We start from the raw sequence: 18,254 nt of genomic DNA on the forward strand, positions 1-18,254 counted from the left end.
CTAAGCCACCCCCAGATAGGTCTTTATCGCTCTAAGCTGTCCCATATAACCTGTGCAGCGGCACAAATTGCCCGTTAAATAGTGAATAATTTCTTCCTCTGAAGGATTAAACAGCTCATTTTTCATAGCAAGCACACTCATGATGAACCCTGGGCTGCAAAAGCCGCATTGTTCAGCCCCTTCTGCACTGAGTATTCGAGCAAATTCTTCCGCTTCCTTAGGTAGCCCTTCGATAGTTGTGATTTTCTTACCGTGGGCCCGCAAAGCGAGAATCGAACAGGAAAGCATCGATTTACCATCCATCCAAACAGTACAAAGTCCACAACAGCTTGTATCACAAGCCTTTTTAACACTCAAAAAACCATGGGATCTGAGAGTATCCGCTAAAAACTCATCGTTCGCGACATCCAATTTCACCACTTTATCATTAATCGTTAGTTCGATTTGCATGCCAATACCTCCATTATTCCTCGTTTGACAAGCGCTTTGCAAAGGGCTTTCCGATAGGTTGCAGTCCCCCTCCGATTCGTTCCAAACGCTAAATCTTCCGATGCCCTCTGAGCAACCTTTTCAATTGTTTCTAACGTCGGGATTCCCTGAGATAACATCGCAGAAGCACCTACCGCGATCGCAGCTTTACTCGGCCTGGCACCCACTGCAATCGTCCAGTGATTATCCAGCTTGGAGACTGCCGCATTTAAGACCGAATAATCGCTGGCAGAATTCCTAAAACTCAGGTAGGCTGCCTGACGCATAGTTTGCTTGATCCATAATTTAACGAGGAGGTCCTTTTCCTTGGGCCTAGCTAGAAAATCCGCCAAGGGCATTCTTCCAGCCTTAAATAACTCAACCTCCGTATCCAAGGTCAACAATGCCGTGATCAAATCAGAAAAACCATACTTAGAATAAACTGAGGCACCAACAGTTACACCGTTTCTAAATTGCACACCGATAATATTCCGAACGGATTGAGGAAGCACTCCGTTAGAGTGCTCTTTTAAGAGGGGATGAGTTTCTAATTCTCTCAGGCTAGTCATAGCCCCGATCTCTATAAAACCATCTTTCTCCTGAATATAATTAAGCTTAAGCTTTGTAAGATCTATTCCTGTATTAATTCGTTTTTTACCCATTTTCAAAAAGGCACAGCCTCCCAAAATGGTATTATTTCGTTTATCAGATAGGATCTGATAAGCTTCAGCTAGGTTATCTGGTTGAACCAAATCAAAAATTGTAAACACGCGCCTACCCCTCCTTACATGTGACTTTAGTAATTTACGGGAAAAAACAAACCCAAGCGGTCAGCTTTCAACTCAAATTGGTGAGAGAAATCTGCCCGCTTGGGATCTGACCCTGCGGTGTAATCCAAAAACAAAGTTAGACTTCCTAAGAAAGTCTTTGGATCTGTACATATAAGGACTACGCCCTAGTACATCTTTCGCTCATAGTCGGACCATTTACGGTGGTCCGGTAGAAACTTGCAGACCATATCTCTGCTACTATATGAACACTATTCATTTGTTGATCTTGAGTTTATTCTACAAGATATAATTACAGAGGTCAAGACATTTTCCGAACATTAATTACTATTTTATGTAGATCGTTCGATCTAAAAACTTATTCTCTAATCATTATACTTTAGCATGATTATTTAAAAACAAGGCTGCCAGTTCATTCTTACAGCCTTGTTTCTTTAAGAAAACATAGCGAACGCCAAGACATCAGTCGCCGGCGGTCGCCTTAATTGATAATTTCTAATAGTACGAGAAAGGTCTTGATGTTATTCAAGTCGTGGTAATAAAGTTCCTTTAGGACGAGTGATAAATTCCTTTAAACTCGTCGACTGCAGCTTCGATGTTGGCCTCATACCCCATCTCTTGAAGAGTCCTACCAACGAGCTCGAGTGCTTTAACAAACATTTCTTCAGTGGCATTGCCCATATGCCCGATTCGGAAAGCCTTACCAGCTAAAGCAGCTAAAGCCCCAGCCACGATCACGCCTTTCGAAGCTAACTTTGAACGGAACTCCGCATCATTTAAACCCTCAGGATAGATTATACAACTTAAGGTCGGAGCCGCCACATCTTCAGCAGCTAGAGGCTTCATGCCATAGACTTTAAGACCGGCTCTCACCGCTCGTCCTAAAGCTAAATGGCGACGATAACGGCTATCAAGTCCTTCGGCCATAACCATCTCCATGCCCTTATTAAAAGCGTAGATCATGTTAACCGGGGGCGTAGCAAAGTATTTGACAGGCTCATTCATAACTGGAAGCCAATTCTTAATATCTGTATAATACCCCATTACTGAAGGCATCGCTTCACGTGCAGCCAAAGCTTTTGGTCCAAAAGCCACAATTCCAAGTCCCGGTGGAACCCCAATCGCTTTCTGGGAGCCGGTTAACACAACATCTATCTTGTAATCTGGGTGTCCGTATGTTTTTTGCATATCCTCTTCTAAGGCAGCAGAAGCACATACTCCATCAAGAATAAAGAGCGCACCTGCTTTTTTAACAACCGGAAGTAAATCTTCAACATTTGCCATAACTCCAGTTGACGTGTCAACATGAGTCACGGTTACTGCCTTGAAACCACCCTCAGCCAATTTTCCTTCCACTAATTCCTTGCTGATCTGCTGGCCCCACTCCGCTTGAAGAGCCTCCACTTGGATACCGAAAACTTTTGCCAATGGAATAAAGCGGTCCCCAAAATAGCCATGGCTAACGACTAACAACTTCTCCCCTGGAGCAACAGTATTGATAATAGCCATTTCCATCGCCAAGGTCCCTGAACCCGCAATAATAAAAACTTCTCCATCTGTGTTGTACATTTGCTTACTTAACTCTATGCTGTTCTTGAAAATCTTGGCAAATCGAGGATCAGTGTGCCCCATTGTCTCACTGGATAAAGCATCATATATTTCATCTATAACTGGTGTTGGCCCTGGGACTAGTAACATTTCTTTATTACGCATTAGTGTTCTTCCTCCATTTACTATTGCATTATTTTAAGCATTTCCAATATCCCACTAATTGATCACTCATTATCAGTGTGCATCAATGAATTCACAAGACTAAGCCTATCTTACTCTAGATTATCGACGACTTTCGATGTCCTCCCTTCATTGGTAGGCCGTATGTTCTAGAATTATCACTAGTGATTGCAGTTAAAACGAATAGGCTGGATTTAAGTGTACAAAAAGAAAACCCAAGCGAACAGATTCTACTCAGATTAAGTGAGAGAAACCTGTCAGCCTGGGTTTGCCGATCGCAATTAACTCAACGGAATAATCCCAATACAGATATTGACTTCCTGGATAAGTCATAACCATCTGTGTTACTTGGACTCGTTGCCCTAGGTACATTTTCGCTCATAGTCGGACAATTTACGGCAGACCGGTAGAAACTTGCAGACCTTATCTCTGCTACTATATGAACTAATATTCACTTGTCTGCTTACATTTTACTAGAAATCTAGACGGAGGTCAACTTTTTTCGAACGTTTACTATCGCAATTGAAAGAACGTTCGAAATTAAGTTTCTTCTGCGCTGATTAGCGCATATAGTATTTCCAATCCGGTAATAATTTTTTTCATTTCCTCTTCACTGGCATTCTTGAGGATGTTGGTAATATATTTGTTCATTAGCTCATGCAAGACATTATTTTTTTGCCATTCCGGCGATAATGAGAGTCGCACAATTCTCCGATTATTTTCAGGAATTTCTCTAATAACTACGCCCTGTCCCACCAAGCGATCCACAATTCCGGAAACGGTACTTTTAGATAGTCCTAAGAAGTCACTCATCTCATTCAAGTTTGAAAAAGGGTGTTTATGCAGAGCTATAATTAAACCGATCTGAGGTCCAGTAAAACCATATTCCCTTGATTTTTTGTAGAGTTGATCCCTATATACTTTGTGAATAGATTTAAATAAAAATACCACTCTTTCAGAAGGGTTACTCCATGATTGTTGCAGTTCGGGCTTCTGTACCATTCGACCCCTCCCCCTTCACAAGACTTTTATCGGGTTCCATCGTCTTAGTCTTAGTCTTTTTCCTATTCCTCATCATTATAACCAATATGATAGCAATAACTACAGCGAAAACTGTTATGCCAATCACATAATTCATGGCATCCAGATAGGCCTGTGCATAAATCATTCTCCCCACAGTCGTCAATGCTGTTCCTTGGGCATCCCCTTGAGATAACCCGTTTTTCATATAAATTCCTTGCAAACCCTTTAATAATGAGTTTGAAGCTGGATTAAAAGAGGTAATCTGCTCGGTAAGTCGAGCATAATTATCGCTGGATTTAGTAGAGATCATGGTCGTCATAAATGTGATGGCTAAGGCACTCATGATACTTCGAATGGTCGTTGACAAGGCAGTTGCCTTCCCAAAGAGATGTCTAGGTACGTCATTCATAGCGGCCGTATTGACTGGCATCATTGCAAAGCCAAGTCCAATTCCCCTTATAGTAGCAATCAAGGTAATCGTTGCCATAGAGGTATTCATGTTAAACATGGACATTTCATAGGTAGCTAAGGCAACGACAATAAGCCCTGGAATCGTTACGACCTTTGCCCCAAACTTGTCAAAAAGCGCGCCACTTATGGGCATCATCATGCCTGAAGCAATAGCTGAAGGGAATAATATTAAACCTGTTTCCATTGCAGTATACCCTCTTATATTTTGCAAAAATAGAGGTAATACATACATTCCACTCATCAAAGCCAAAGTCGTTGCACCTGTTATAAATTGACTTAGGGTAAAATTATAAATTTTAAACACCCGTAATTCAAGCAATGGGTCTGGATGAGTCAATTCATTCACCACGAATATGAGAAGACTGAATAGCCCAAAGGCCAGGATGAGTGGAAATTTCACATTTCCCCAGTCAATCGAATTACCTTCACCGAAAACATATAAAAGGCTGACAATACCAGTAATAGAGGAAATAAAGCCAATATAATCAAAATTCCCCTTGTATGGTTTCAGGGTTGTCTCCCTTAGTAATAAAGTTGCAACTATAACGCCTATGACACCGACTGGGACATTGACATAGAAAATAAAGCGCCAATCCATATACTGAATAATATATCCACCCAATGAAGGTCCGATAGCAGGTGCGGACATTGACGCGATGCCCCAAAAGCCCAAGGCCTTACCACGTTCATGAATGGGAAATATCTGCATAATGTACGACATCCCTACGGGCATGATTGCCCCGCCGCCTAGCGCTTGTATTACTCGAAAAGCAATCATAGTATTGGTACTCCAGGCAAAACCGCATAAAAAAGATCCTACGGTAAAACAACCCAATGCCCCAATAAAGAGTTTTTTGATCCCAAACGTATCACTGATGAAGCCTGTTATAGGTACTACAGCACCCATAGTAAGGGTGTAACCTGTTAATATCCACTTTATCGCTTCCAAATCAGAACCAAAAACATTCATCATTTTAGGAATCGCGATATTCACAATACTACTGTCCAACATTACCATAAACGTACCTATAACAACAACAAACAAGGCAGACCACTTATATAAACTGTCACCTGCACTTTCCTGAATATCATGTCCTGTCATGCTCCATCCACCCCATCACTTTATATGAATCTTGACAACAGCATTCGTACCAGGCAGTAATGTAGTATCGCTTTTATCAAATTCTATTTTTACAGGGACCTTTTGAATTACTTTGGTGAAAGTCCCGCTCGTTGATGACGGAAGCAGGGCAAAGGTAGAATTTGAAGCTTGTCCGACATACTTTACACTCCCGGAAAACGACTTATTTGAAAATTGATCAATGGTAATATCAACCTTCTGACCCTGTTTAATCTTAGCCAGCTTTGTCTCTTCAATGTTAGCGGTGATATAAAGCTTATTCGGATCGATAATTATCGCTACGGTCTGGCCTGGAGAAATAAACTCCCCGACTGTTCCTTGCTTCTTGATAACCATTCCATCGATAGGTGCCCTAAAAACTGATTGATCTATATTGGTCTCCTGAAGATTACTCATTCCCTGGCGGCCAAGAATCTGATCCTTAATAACCTTGTCTCCCTCTTCAACACTAAGCTCCAAAAGCTTCCCAGAAATCTGTGGGCTCACGCTCACTAGATCACCCACAATTCTAGCGTCCTCTGTTATAACGAAATAAGAATTTTTATACCAATAATAGCTTCCAATACTTGCCAATGCAACAACCATGATAGTGAGTATTATAGAAATTATTTTTTTCCGTTTATCAGCCATATTCGCCACCTGCCCTTATTTAATAATGCCGATTTGAGCCAGCATCCCAGGTTTTAATACCGAATCAGGATTATCTATTATAATTCTTACTATGCTACTACTACTACGGGAGTCTATAACAGGATCAATCACTAAAATTCTCCCCTTAAATTCTTGATCTCGAATATCTGCTACCTTACAAACAACTTCCTGACCAATTTTGACATCTCCCATAAGTCCGTTAGGTAAAGAAGCTTTAATATACGACGAGTCAACATTCACAACAGAAAGTAGGATGGCCCCCGGAGAGGCTAATTCTCCAACATTGATATTTTTTACACTAACTATTCCAGAGACCGGAGATACAATCGTTCCATTAACTAACTGAGTTTTGGCAAGCTCTAAAGCAGCTTGGGATTGGGCGACTTGTGCTTGCAAGACATTCAGAGATTCTTGTGTTTCTCCCTTGATTAATAAATTTAGCTGGTCTTGGGCCGAATTGTACTGTGCCTGTGCCGCTGCTAACTGTGTCTGACTTGTTTCAAATTGAACTTGGGATATTACTCCAGCAGATAAAAGTTGTTGGTTTCGATCAAAACTATTTTTGGAATTAGTATAATTAACTTTAGCACTATCCAAGACTGACTGTGCCTGAGCTATCTGCTCTGGTCGCGCTCCAGCCTGCATTTTAATTAAGTTAGCCTGAGTAATATTCACACTTGCCTGAGCCTGTGCTACTTGAGCTTCAATATCTTTTGTGTCTAAAACAATTATCGTATCGCCTTTTTTCACTTCTGCTCCTACTTCAACTGGGATTTCAGCAACTTTTGCAGATAGTTTAGTTGTAATCTGAGCTTTTTCGTTAGCGTCGATGATTCCTGCCATAACAAACACAGGTTTACTAACCTGAACAACGTTATCAGCTTCAATCTTTTGACTCACATTATTACAGCCTGTAAGTGCAACACCCATAACTAATAAAATTACCACCATTCTTTTCATTACAATCCCCCTTTTATGTTTGTATAAGAATTGTTCGCATACGTACATTAGAGCACGATTTAATTTACTGCTATTTAGCAGCTATGTCAATACCTATATCCGAATTATTTTCTTCCCCATTTTTATTAACTGATTGTGCCTCACAACGACAGGAGGGCTAAAAAAAAGCGCCCCTTAAATATTAAATGAGCCCCAACAGAATAATGTAGGAACCAGACAAATCCTTAATTCCATATAATGGAATTAAGGATTTGTTATCGCTTATGTCGTTCAAATTACTTTGAAATAGTATTATTCTCTTGAGAGGAGCGACTTATATGGACGGATGGAATCGCAGGCGTCGTAGACGTTTTTGGCGTAGATTTCCCGGTTGGCTAGTCATTGTTCCATTTCCACGGTGGGGACGTCGACGTCGTAGGTGGTAAATTAATCAGGCATTATTGGCATCTGCGCTTGCGAGCGCAGATGTTTGTCTATGCTCTGCCTGCTAAGAGCTTTTGTATCCTGATATATTGGGCCTCAGCCTCATCCTCATCAATAAACCATAATGCCCCTTGGTCATCAGATTGACTGTTAAAGGTATGGATCAACCCATCGGCAAGAACCCCCTTGCCCCAAGCTACGAAAAACTGAGCCGGGGAATTAACGGGGTTAACTCCGGCACCATAATAAACAGGGACCCCGTTCACTTCAGAGTTCTCATAGACATTAGCCTTCGTCATTCCACAAGGGTTATCCATTAATTTTCCTTCTTTCCGCATTTCAGCTTAGTGATGTTTTTTCCTTTATAGTTTACTTTATTCTATTTGGCAAATGGTCTATAATTACAACATGATTGACTAGCTAGAAGTGGCAAGTGACTCTAAGGGATAAGAGTGGGAGTCTCGGAATTGATGAATTGGGGGAGTTCGATGTTTACTCAAGCTTATTCACCTGAACAATCTGCCTGTGGCAAACTTGAAAATGGCCGTGATGTGCTGATTTTATACGTTAAAGAATTTAGTGAACAAGTCAGGGCTGTCAACCAGTCCGGTCTTTCAGGATATACCTATCATTGGTTTGCAACGGAACTACAGGATGCCTATGTCCTCCAAGTAGCTTGGGAAAATGAAGTTCACATTGCTATCCGCTTTAACCCTCAGCATTTCGGTCTAATAGAACAATTACTGCAGCCTAAGGATGTAATCCTAACAACGACCCCCATATCTCTCCTTATGGAAAAAGCTCAAACAAACCACTACAACTTTATCGAATTCAACGATGTACTAACCTTTAGCAATTTATCGTTTGAAGTACCGGATTCGGAATACCAGAATTAATCGTGCAAAAATACTTGTCCAGTTAAAAAGAAATCACTTGCAATTCCCTACGTCTATCATATAATGATTAAAGAATTGGCAACGAGGCCTACCTGAATTTCAGGTAGGTCATTTTTGATTTAGAGGTGAATCGTCATCTCAAAAGAAAATCTAGTTATCGATACATCCATTATCCGCGACCCGCTTCACCTGCTCTAGCCGCCTCAATCGCTGAATTTAGTGACAGAAGGTTTGTGTGCTGGGCTATTTGTCGGATGGATTCAATGACCTGACCCATTTCTTGATTCGCATCTTTGAGTTCACTGAGCAGGATTAGCTTAGCTTCAACTAAAGAAAGTACAAAAATTATCGAAAACATCCAAAGCAAAGCAAACGAAGTCATGGCAGTACGAATGGCCGATGTGGCCTATGACACGATTGATAAGATCGATCGGAACCTATTTGAACGTAATTGTGACGCTCAAGCTTGGGCTGGTTTTGATAAAGTAAAGAACTGCTTTAGTACAACCGCTTCTGATCGCGCCTCGATAGCTAATACGCTCTTAAAGAAATTGGTTGACATTTATGAAGTCTATCATGATCTTTATGTACTGGATACTGAAGGCACAATCGTTGCTGCTGGTGTACACAAGGAACTCATTGGTCAGAATATGGCGGATAGAAACTGGTTTATAATTGCCAAGGCTGAAAACGCTATATCGGTAAGTGATCTATACTATTCGACGGTTGGTACGTCACATACTGTCGCTTATACCTGCCCTATCCTTAGTGATGAAGGCCAAGTATTGGGGTATTTTTCTACACGATTCAACTGGGACTATATCTACGACATTATCGATTCCGCTCGCATTGGGAAGAACGGGGACATATTTATTATTAACAACTCTGGCTAGGTGATTGCCTGCCGAAACCGCAAGGGTATTCTGTCAGAGAATTTAAAGCATCTTAAGGCTGCCCAACTTGCGATAAGTGGAGAAACCTACGGATATCTATTTGAAAAGGATACATCGGGTGCTAAAATTTACGGCTATGCTCATACTCGTGGCTATAATGCCTATAAAGGCAAAAACTGGTCTGCCATAGTAAGTGAGATCCTATGATTTGATAAGCAAGAGGATTTACTAGGGTTAGGTTCGAGTTTGCAAACGTCTTTTGACACTAGGATAACGATCTAAGTCGGTATGAGGAAGAAATTTACTGCCACTGAACTTGTCCATGAATGTGGAATTAGCATTCAGCTCGAAATAAGTCACCTTCCCTGCGATCCCTTCTGCTTCCAGTCGCTTGGTACGAGATAGGAGCACTTGGCGAGCTGCTTCACCTGAACTATTGCCTAGGCGTACGATCGCTGAACGCGGAAGGTCCGGGTAGAGACCGATGGTAACGGCTGACTCGATGGGCAAATACTGCCCAAACGCTCCAGCTGCATAGAAATGGCTAATTTCTTGCCAAGCACAGCCGACATTTTCCATTAATAGATCCGTAGCCGCGTTGACCGCCCCTTTCGTAGCCATGAAATTGTTAATATCGACTTGGGAGATAACAATGTCCTCCCCTGAGGCAGTTTTATGGGCAGGGACGACGACAAATTCCTGCTGACCGTTCTGAAAACGAGCAGATCGATTAATGAAGCCGTTAAGGAAAAGTTCGGCAAGTGTGTCCACCAAACCCGAGCCACAGATACCTCGGGCAGGGAGTTTGCCGACGGTCGAATAGTCCACCCAGCCAGTCTTCGGATCTATGGAAACATGATCTACCGCTCCTGGTTCTGCTCGCATTCCATAGGTTGTAACCCCACCTTCTAGAGCGGGCCCAGCTGCTCCGGCACAAGCGACAAGCCACTCTTCATTCCCTAGTACGATCTCCCCATTCGTGCCAATGTCCACAAACAGGGAAATGTCCGACTGTTGATGCATACCACTGACTAATATTCCCCCTATGACGTCTCCACCAAGATAACTTCCGATACTAGGCAGGCAATAGACTGGGGCTGAGGGGTGAATCTCAAGTCCTATTTCTCTGGCCGAAATTATTCCTGGACTGTTAACGACTGGAGTATAGGGAGCGCGGCAAATAGAAGCTGGGTCCAGACCTAGCAAGAGATGAATCATAGTCGTATTGGCCCCGATAGCTGCAGCGGTAATTTTACTTGTTTTGCTAGTAAGCGGGTAAAGACGCTTGATCAATCGATTTAAGGTATCCAAAACCGCTTTCTGTAGCCTTGCTAAACCGTCAAGTTCTGCGGCATGACGAATGCGGGTCAAAATATCCTCACCCATAACAATTTGGTCATTATAGTCTGCGGCATGCCTAAGAACTGTGCCATCACAGAGATTAATTAAGTACACAACCACAGTTGTCGTTCCAATGTCTATAGCCAGCCCGAAGTGCTCTTGGGTAGTATCTCCAGGCTCTATATCAATTAAGGTCCAACCTTGTCCAGTATCTCCCAAGGTGGCTGTGATCTGCCAATTGGCGCTCCGGCATATGCCCGGTATCCTTGGCATAAGTGCTAGAGGCACACTGACCAAGCCGTAGCTTCGCTCCAGCGTATGGCGCACTTGGTCGACATCCGCTCGGTTATCTTGTGGGCTAGGTGGTTTAAGAGACAAGAATACTTTCCTAGAGAGTGGCTCCAGATTAGCAAGAGAAGATTGAACCTGCTCCGCTAGGATCACAGGCTTCTGATTCTTGTTTGACATCGCAGTACCTTCTTTATAATTATTTGTTCTTTGACCTTCGTATTTCCATACTGCCGCTATTTAGGAAATAGCTATCTGAAGTTATGAAGGCTATACGAAGGAGTTCAGTTGGTTTTACTTTTGTAAGTCAAACTCATAACAAACTTCAACAAAGTTTTTTGGACTTTGATTAAAACTTCTCTCTTTAAAGGTCACACGATCGTCGCGATCAATGAATAGAACCGTCGAAGACCTAGTTCCATAATCAGTTCCTTGAATAAAGATTGAGGATAGCAGTTTCTCGAACTCATAACTAATTCCAGTATCCGGCAATTCGCGATCCTGAGCCATTTTATCATCTGCTAAGATTTCAAAGAGTGCTTGAGATTCGATCAAGGTTTTATTGTCTATGTAATTTGCTAAAGCTTGTTTGCTTTTTTGGACTTTAGGCCAAGGAGTATCAAGACGATGATTACTAAGACCATATATCTTAGGCTTGAGTACCTTAACTTCCGAGGTTTGATGACAATAATACATTAGATTCGATAAATCGCCCACTAAGAGATTAAACGGATTATAGAGATCTCGGCTAAGTTCGACTTCTTGTAGGTATCTGATTGGGTATTCATTCATGCATAAGAAACCACTGACTAACGTTCCTCTAGATTTCGCATTCGTAATCTGTGCTAAGGGATCTCGAAAGTTTGTCAGTGCTGCAAAACGGCCTGAACGCGTTATTCCCATCCAGGTTCCCAGCATCTCTAAATCTCTACCTGCTAAGACACGAGGGTTAGACTGCCAGAATTGAGCAGGCTCTGTCGGTCGATGAAAATACTCATCCCTATTAGCTGCTAGTATTAAGCGATAGTGCGGGTGGCAGTCATACGCAAAAATGATCAAACACATAAGTCCACGTTCCCTTTCACTCTCCCAAAAATATGCCTCACTCTCTTTCTTGAGATTCCCTGCAATCATCTGAGCACTACATATGTGATCGCGTTACAAATTTTGCTCCGAAATTTTTCCGATGGGAAGGAACCTCTCGACAAAGAGTTACCTTATTTCGCAAACTTTTTTACGGTGATACTCATAAGCAACCTCGATATAAAAACCTGTTTTTTGGTATAGTCCTAAGGCATTTGCATTCTCACTATTGACCTCAATCGTGAGATCTGTTCTTCCTCTTTGCAATAAATCGTCTATGATTAGGTGGAGCAGCTCATTTCCGTATCCCTGGCCCCGATATTCAGGGATCAGCCCCAGACCAAATATCGACACGTCTTCTCCTTCTATATTTGCTGAACCAATCCCAACGATCTCATCGTTTAAGAAGACTAGATGCTGTTCGCGAGTTTCCGATTCGAAACACTTTTCCAACAAGCTCTTAGCATCTTCGTAACTATCATCGAAAATCCTCATGCTGGTTGTAATTGTTTTTTCAAGGTCCTTGAGTTCTGCTTTTCGCCATAACAAACGATACGTCTCTCTTGCTGCATATCTCGACTTATTGAATCTCATGAAATATTCAGTATGTTCATACTCAGCATTGAGAGCTGCGAGGACCTTTTTACCCGAAATCGAGGGTTTTTCACAGACAAACAGGATGTCCGGAATCTGAAATTTCCTTAATTCCTCCACAGCATTCGCTAATAACGCCTTGAAATAGCCATTTTCTCTAAACTTAGGCAGAGTATAAGCCGAAATCTCCGCCTCTTGCCTTGTCGGGATGAACATGGATATCATGCTTATCAACTCACCTTTTTTATAGTAAAGGTGAAAACTATTAATAGTCTGATCAAAGTTTAAGGAAGGATCTAAAAAAAGACTCCCTTTGAGATTATCATAATCAAGACAAACATTCTCTAGGTTCAGTACCTCATTGAGAACCCTCTCACTTAGGCTGTGGTAAGCTTTTATCGTCATGCTCTGCAATTGCCTCCAAAAAGTTACATCCAACTGTAGTATAAAGTTTTTTTGCGTCATCGAACAGTGTTTACTTGGAAAAAGATATTGAAAGAAAGTATACAACCAAAAGCTATACTTTCTGACTAGTACATAAAAAGGCCCTGTCCCCTGAGGAACAAGGACTTTTATACAAGTGACCCTTGACCATTACGTTGGTTGGTCACGATAATCAAAGACCCGTTTAGCTTTTCCAGCACTTCGCTCCAAGGTTCCTGGCTGGACAATTTTCAAACGCACATTTATAGAAAGGACACTGTGGAGCTTCTGACGGATGTATCCCGAGAAGTCTTCCAGTTTAGAATAAGGCTCGAGTAGGTCTTCGCGGTTTAGTTCCACCAAGACTTCCAATTCGTCGAGGAAGTTGCGCCTATGGACATTGATCACATAATAAGGACTGATCCCTTCTATGGTCATCAGGACGCTTTCAATTTGAGAGGGAAAAACATTGACCCCACGAATGATAAGCATGTCATCCGTGCGACCGACAACTTTTCTCATTCGAGCAGTAGTCCGACCACATTGACAGGGTTCCTGGTTAATACAAGAAATATCCTTGGTCCTAAACCGAATTACTGGAAAGGCTTCTTTGGTCAAAGAAGTAAAGACTAACTCCCCTTCTTGCCCTGGTTCGAGCACTTCACCGGTATCAGGATCAATCGTCTCAATGATGAAATGGTCCTCTGCAATGTGATGACCACATTTGTAGGTGCATTCTCCGGCTACGCCCGGCCCCATGACTTCACTTAGGCCGTAATTATCCGTGGCAAGAATGTGAAGCCTTGACTCGATCTCCCTACGCATTTCCTCTGTCCAAGGTTCACCACCGAACAGCCCGATCTTCAATTTCAAAGAGGAAATATCTATACCCATCTTCTCCGCAACTTCTGCTATATACAAGGAATAGCTAGGCGTTGAAATCAGCACAGTTGTGCCAAAATCCTGCATTAACATGAGTTGTCGTTCGGTATTCCCTCCTGAAACGGGGACCACGAGGGCACCGGCTCTTTCCAATCCATAATGGAGGCCAAATCCTCCAGTGAACAAACCATAGTTAAAGGCAATCTGAGCAACATCTTCAGAGGTCACTCCAGCCAATGTTACCATCCGGGCAGTAAGATCAGTCCAGGTATTGAGATCATTTGCCGTATAGCCAACAACCACGGGACGACCGGTGGTACCTGATGAAGCATGCACCCGCACTATTTCTCTCTGAGGGGCAGCAAATAGACCAAAAGGATAGTTGCTCCTTAAATCTTCTTTAGTCGTAAATGGTAACTGCTTGAGGTCAGCTAAAGATTTGATCTTCTCAGGGGTAATCCCTAATTTCTCAAATTTACCCCTATAATGAGGTACCTTGTTGTACACTCTATTGACTGTCCACTTTAGACGCTCTAGTTGTATTTCTTCTAAACGGCTACGGCTCATACATTCTTGCTCAATATTCCAGATCACGCTAAACCAACCTTTCTCTTCAGAAAATTGGGGTATATCTCTATAACCATTAAAAAAATAAAAATAGCTACCACAAAAGGATAGCTACATTAGCACAGCCGCTAAATGTTTCATATTCTACCATCCTTCATTCAATCGTCAGACTCCTACTTTAGTGGGTCATACTTCTTCAAAAAAACCCACGCTACCCATTTTTCCTTACTACATGCCTGTGAAACAACTCACAGGCAATTCTACATGTTCTATTCTAACGAAGTATTGTTAATTTGTCTAGGCTTCTCTGCCCGTTCTCTTTATAGTTCTTTTAGCTCATAGCTCTGTACATATTGATAGACATCCAAAACCTCTTTTACCGAGAGATCACTCCCGATTATTCCTGCACTAGTGCCAAAGATATATCCTCCACCCTTGGAAGTCACTGCTAATAATTCCTGCGCTCTTTCCTGCCGCTTTTCTTCGCCAAACCACCCTAGATCATAGCCGCCCATTAAACAAAGGCTCTTTTCAGTGATTACTTTGGCCTTGGCTATATTGGCAAGGGAAGAAAAATCCAGGGAATGCATACCGTCAATACCCGAAGTAACAAGATCGCTTAAGACCGGGAGCAAATTCCCATCGGCATGGAAGAAAACTGGAGCGTTTTGAGCCCGTAACACATCAACCTGGTCCTTAAGGCCAGGAAAAAAGTCTTGGCGGAGAGCAGTAGGGGAAATAAACGTACCACCCTGATAGGCTATATCGTCCGCTATAATGATTCCATTTGCCCCAGAAACTAGGGCATTTAAGCCCAGGGCAATATTCTCAGCAATTGCCTTAGTCACGAGCTCAGGAATTACCGGGTCGTGACGAGCAATTGCCAGCAGATAATCCGTAAAGGAAGAGAAGAGCTTAGCAGTACCCTGAAAGGGACCGTCGATAATAGCAAAAATAAAAAAATCAGTCTCTTTTCTCCATCGTTTAAGATCTTCCCAAACCAGTGCTTTGTCAGGTTGCGAGGAGGAAGGTGAAAAAGCTAACGCATCTAGCCCACAGACTTCACAAGCCTTCACCCTGTCTTCAAACCTCACCTTTTCCTTATGCCCTAATAACTTGCTTACAAATCCATCTTCAAGATAAAACTCCCCTTTAGGTATTCGATCCACCCACTCAAAGCGTGTAGCAGCCAGTATTCTCTCGATTTTCGTCATCGTACTCTTCCTTTTTTTCTTTTTAAGTAACTTGAAAATTGCCATCTTTTTCAAGATGGCAATTTCTGTTTCTTCGGTTTAATCTACAAATATAGTGCTTTCAAATTTACTTTAGGCACTAGCCCTTCTTGCGAAGCCCTGTTTAACAAGGTTGATACCGCGTTATACCCTGTCTCACCTATATTCTCGGTGAATTCATTGACGTAAAGTTTTATGTGTGCTTTTGTCACTTCAGTGGACAACTCTTGGCTATGCCGGAGAATGTACTCTTTCGATTCATCTGGGTTAGCCCAGGCATACTTGACCGATGCCTGAATCCAGCCAGAGATTGCCGATAGGTCTAGCGACCGTCGAGCAATGATCGCGCCCAGTGGAATTGGTAGATTAGTATCTTTCTCCCACCAATTTCCTAAGTCCGCTAAGAGGGTTAGCCCAAATGAAGGATAGGTAAAGCGTGCCTCGTGAATCACAAGCCCAGCATCAACCAAACCGTCACGTACCGCCGGCATAATCTCGTGAAACGGCAAAATTACTATTTCGCCCACTCCCCCTGGCACATGTTGAGCTGCCCATAACCGAAAAAGTAAGTATGCGGTAGATCGTTCACTCGGAACCGCCACTCGTGTGTTCCGTAACCTTGCCGGATCATTGTTACTACCTATTTTGTCTGAAGTAAGCACCAGCGGTCCACAGCCCTTACCCAAGGCACCTCCACAGGGCAAAAGTGCATACTCGGACAAGACCCACGGTAATGCTGCATAGGAGATCTTAACAACATCTGGTCCATCGGAACCGGCTGCCAAAGTATTCGTGATGTCGATATCCGCGTAAGTTACATCAAGCTGAGGTGCACCAGGTATTAGTCCGTGTACCCAGGCGTGAAAAACAAACGTGTCATTGGGACAAGGAGAGAATGCAATTTTCATACTAGTACCTCCGTCAAGACTGCGCTCGCAGCTTCCAGCACATCTAGTGCCTCTTTAATTCGCCAAGCGGAGCGATCACGCGGACCTACCATGTTTGAGATCGCGCGAATCTCCAGAACCGGCAACCCTAGATCCTGGGCCGCCAGTCCGACACCATACCCCTCCATTGCTTCAGCAGCGGCTCCCGGCACTCTAGCCGCCAGTTCTGCGCTACTCGCTGCAGTACCGGTGACGGTTGATACCGTGAGTACCGGGCCTGTACTAACGGATAATCTTGCTTCGTGCAGAGCTCGGGTAAGGCGGTTTACTAGGTTAGCCTCAATTTGAACACGTGTGAAACCGAATCCCAACTCATCTAAACTACAAAATCCCTCTGAAGTTTCAGCCCCCAAGTCGGCTGCGATGATCTCAGTCGCCACCACGAGTGAACCCACCTCAGCTTTACCAGAGAAGCCTCCCCCAATTCCTGCACAAATAACCAAACCGTACTCTGCACTAGCTAACGCTTTGACTGTGTTAACTGCTGCAATGACCGAACCGACACCTGCTGCCAAGACCACAAATCTTGTATCCCCTTTTAGACCACGTAACACTGCATCCCTCTCAGCAGAGACGGCGGTTATCACAAGAACATGCTTATTAAAGTACATATATCATACTCCCCTCATGACTTCACTGCTAAAGCCCTATTGTAAAGAGAGTGCATAAGCACGTCAACGGGACCTGTCCACGCCACAAATCTCAGGGTTTTCCACATAGAAAGTTCACTAGGACTTCAAAGCCAATTCGCTCGATCATCATGGCAAATCGTTCCCCTTTAAGACCGTTGTCTCGATAATATGCAATCGCTTTATCGATCATAGCAAGGGCATCATTGCTCGAATAAAGCCCTGGTAACTCTCTTCCCATAACGTGATCTTTGCCAAACATTCCCCCCAAGCTAATCGCCAGTTGATTTGGGTTTCTGCCTTGCAAGCCAATGCATCCAATTTGAGGCTTTGAACAGCTATTACTACACCCACTAACAATAATTCTTAATTTATTAGGTAGCATTACTTTGTAATACCCATTATAGAAGCGTTCATCGATCATTTGAGCTAGTGCATCAGTGTCCAGTAATCCTCTTTTACAAACTGTCCCTTTACAGGTAAGTACTGGTCTAACCCTTAAACCTGTGCCTCCAATAGCTAGGCCTACTTCATTGAGTTCCCTTGTAATATTATCCAAATCTCGATACTGTATCCAAGGAATTTCAACGTTAAGCCTTTGGGTTAAACTAAAGTGACCTCTGCCATATTTCTCACTTACTTCGGAAATCTTGCGCGCTGCTTGGGCAGTCATTTTACCTGCAGGGACTAAAACCCTACAGGCAAAATACACCCCATCTTCAGACGCAATATATCCCTGACCTAAAAGAGATTTTTTCTGTTCATCCGTCAATTCCATCTCTCAAACTCTCCTCTGCCCATACTCCTTTTTTACTCTTTTCTA

18 protein-coding genes, 1 pseudogene and 2 riboswitches are annotated in these 18,254 nt (G+C 42.8%); of the genes and pseudogenes, 2 read left to right on the forward strand and 17 right to left on the reverse strand.

Features of this window, described 5'->3' with window-relative positions:
- The 8 genes from ACYQ3Q_RS13470 to ACYQ3Q_RS13505 all read right to left on the reverse strand — a co-directional run bounded on the left by ACYQ3Q_RS13470 (position 1) and on the right by ACYQ3Q_RS13505 (position 7,973).
- The gene (locus ACYQ3Q_RS13470; protein WP_459929059.1) at positions 1-450 is read right to left on the reverse strand and encodes a (2Fe-2S)-binding protein; all 450 of its coding nucleotides are present in this window, start codon (positions 448-450) and stop codon (positions 1-3) included.
- Positions 435-1,238, reverse strand: coding sequence for an FAD binding domain-containing protein (locus ACYQ3Q_RS13475; protein WP_459929060.1), 804 nt, complete (start codon positions 1,236-1,238; stop codon positions 435-437). Before ACYQ3Q_RS13475 ends, ACYQ3Q_RS13470 begins: the two co-directional genes overlap by 16 nt.
- 184 nt (positions 1,239-1,422) lie before the next feature.
- Positions 1,423-1,524: riboswitch (purine riboswitch) on the reverse strand.
- A gap of 281 nt (positions 1,525-1,805) precedes the next feature.
- The gene (locus ACYQ3Q_RS13480; RefSeq protein ID WP_459929061.1) at positions 1,806-2,969 is read right to left on the reverse strand and encodes a pyridoxal-phosphate-dependent aminotransferase family protein; all 1,164 of its coding nucleotides are present in this window, start codon (positions 2,967-2,969) and stop codon (positions 1,806-1,808) included.
- A 379-nt stretch (positions 2,970-3,348) separates the two neighbouring features.
- A riboswitch (purine riboswitch) is annotated at positions 3,349-3,450 on the reverse strand.
- Positions 3,451-3,527: 77 nt separating this feature from the next.
- A complete protein-coding gene (locus tag ACYQ3Q_RS13485; RefSeq protein WP_459929062.1) occupies positions 3,528-3,989 on the reverse strand; it encodes a MarR family winged helix-turn-helix transcriptional regulator in 462 nt (153 codons plus the stop codon).
- Positions 3,952-5,583: a DHA2 family efflux MFS transporter permease subunit gene (locus tag ACYQ3Q_RS13490; protein WP_459929063.1), complete on the reverse strand. Its 1,632-nt coding sequence runs from the start codon at positions 5,581-5,583 to the stop codon at positions 3,952-3,954. Before ACYQ3Q_RS13490 ends, ACYQ3Q_RS13485 begins: the two co-directional genes overlap by 38 nt.
- Before the next feature lie 15 nt (positions 5,584-5,598).
- The gene (locus tag ACYQ3Q_RS13495; protein WP_459929064.1) at positions 5,599-6,252 is read right to left on the reverse strand and encodes an HlyD family secretion protein; all 654 of its coding nucleotides are present in this window, start codon (positions 6,250-6,252) and stop codon (positions 5,599-5,601) included.
- 15 nt (positions 6,253-6,267) lie between these two features.
- The gene (locus ACYQ3Q_RS13500) at positions 6,268-7,233 is read right to left on the reverse strand and encodes an HlyD family secretion protein (RefSeq protein ID WP_459929065.1); all 966 of its coding nucleotides are present in this window, start codon (positions 7,231-7,233) and stop codon (positions 6,268-6,270) included.
- 473 nt (positions 7,234-7,706) lie between these two features.
- Entirely contained in the window at positions 7,707-7,973 is a 267-nt protein-coding gene (locus ACYQ3Q_RS13505) for a hypothetical protein (protein ID WP_459929066.1), read from the reverse strand.
- Positions 7,974-8,144: 171 nt separating this feature from the next.
- On the opposite strand from ACYQ3Q_RS13505, the gene ACYQ3Q_RS13510 reads away from it, so the two are divergent.
- Positions 8,145-8,552 (forward strand): hypothetical protein, encoded by a 408-nt coding sequence (locus ACYQ3Q_RS13510; RefSeq protein ID WP_459929067.1) that lies wholly within the window; start codon positions 8,145-8,147, stop codon positions 8,550-8,552.
- A 169-nt stretch (positions 8,553-8,721) separates the two neighbouring features.
- Here ACYQ3Q_RS13510 and ACYQ3Q_RS13515 read toward each other — a convergent pair whose 3' ends face one another.
- Positions 8,722-8,934, reverse strand: coding sequence for a methyl-accepting chemotaxis protein (locus ACYQ3Q_RS13515; protein WP_459929068.1), 213 nt, complete (start codon positions 8,932-8,934; stop codon positions 8,722-8,724).
- Between ACYQ3Q_RS13515 and ACYQ3Q_RS13520 the strand changes: the two are divergent.
- Positions 8,861-9,652: pseudogene (locus tag ACYQ3Q_RS13520) on the forward strand (cache domain-containing protein); the annotation flags it as partial. The gene ACYQ3Q_RS13515 and the pseudogene ACYQ3Q_RS13520 sit on opposite strands and share 74 nt — an antisense overlap.
- A gap of 27 nt (positions 9,653-9,679) precedes the next feature.
- Here the strand turns inward: ACYQ3Q_RS13520 and ACYQ3Q_RS13525 are convergent.
- From ACYQ3Q_RS13525 to ACYQ3Q_RS13560, 8 genes are all read right to left on the reverse strand, one after another.
- On the reverse strand, positions 9,680-11,254 hold the full coding sequence (locus ACYQ3Q_RS13525; protein ID WP_459929069.1) for an ASKHA domain-containing protein: 1,575 nt from the start codon (positions 11,252-11,254) through the stop codon (positions 9,680-9,682).
- A 114-nt stretch (positions 11,255-11,368) separates the two neighbouring features.
- The gene (locus tag ACYQ3Q_RS13530) at positions 11,369-12,208 is read right to left on the reverse strand and encodes an NRDE family protein (protein ID WP_459929070.1); all 840 of its coding nucleotides are present in this window, start codon (positions 12,206-12,208) and stop codon (positions 11,369-11,371) included.
- A gap of 78 nt (positions 12,209-12,286) precedes the next feature.
- Positions 12,287-13,156, reverse strand: a complete 870-nt coding sequence (locus ACYQ3Q_RS13535) for a GNAT family N-acetyltransferase (RefSeq protein ID WP_459929071.1) — start codon at positions 13,154-13,156, stop codon at positions 12,287-12,289.
- Between the two features lie 189 nt (positions 13,157-13,345).
- Positions 13,346-14,650, reverse strand: coding sequence for a phenylacetate--CoA ligase family protein (locus tag ACYQ3Q_RS13540; RefSeq protein ID WP_459929072.1), 1,305 nt, complete (start codon positions 14,648-14,650; stop codon positions 13,346-13,348).
- 293 nt (positions 14,651-14,943) lie between these two features.
- Complete coding sequence (locus ACYQ3Q_RS13545) at positions 14,944-15,837, reverse strand: uroporphyrinogen decarboxylase family protein (protein WP_459929073.1); 894 nt, start codon at positions 15,835-15,837, stop codon at positions 14,944-14,946.
- 83 nt (positions 15,838-15,920) lie between these two features.
- Positions 15,921-16,763, reverse strand: a complete 843-nt coding sequence (locus ACYQ3Q_RS13550; protein WP_459929074.1) for a 1,4-dihydroxy-6-naphtoate synthase — start codon at positions 16,761-16,763, stop codon at positions 15,921-15,923.
- A complete protein-coding gene (locus ACYQ3Q_RS13555) occupies positions 16,760-17,413 on the reverse strand; it encodes a futalosine hydrolase (RefSeq protein ID WP_459929075.1) in 654 nt (217 codons plus the stop codon). Before ACYQ3Q_RS13555 ends, ACYQ3Q_RS13550 begins: the two co-directional genes overlap by 4 nt.
- Before the next feature lie 91 nt (positions 17,414-17,504).
- Positions 17,505-18,209, reverse strand: a complete 705-nt coding sequence (locus tag ACYQ3Q_RS13560) for a sulfite reductase subunit beta (hemoprotein) (RefSeq protein WP_459929076.1) — start codon at positions 18,207-18,209, stop codon at positions 17,505-17,507.
- Between the last annotated feature and the right edge of the window lie 45 nt (positions 18,210-18,254).

The organism is Desulfosporosinus burensis (assembly GCF_054657535.1).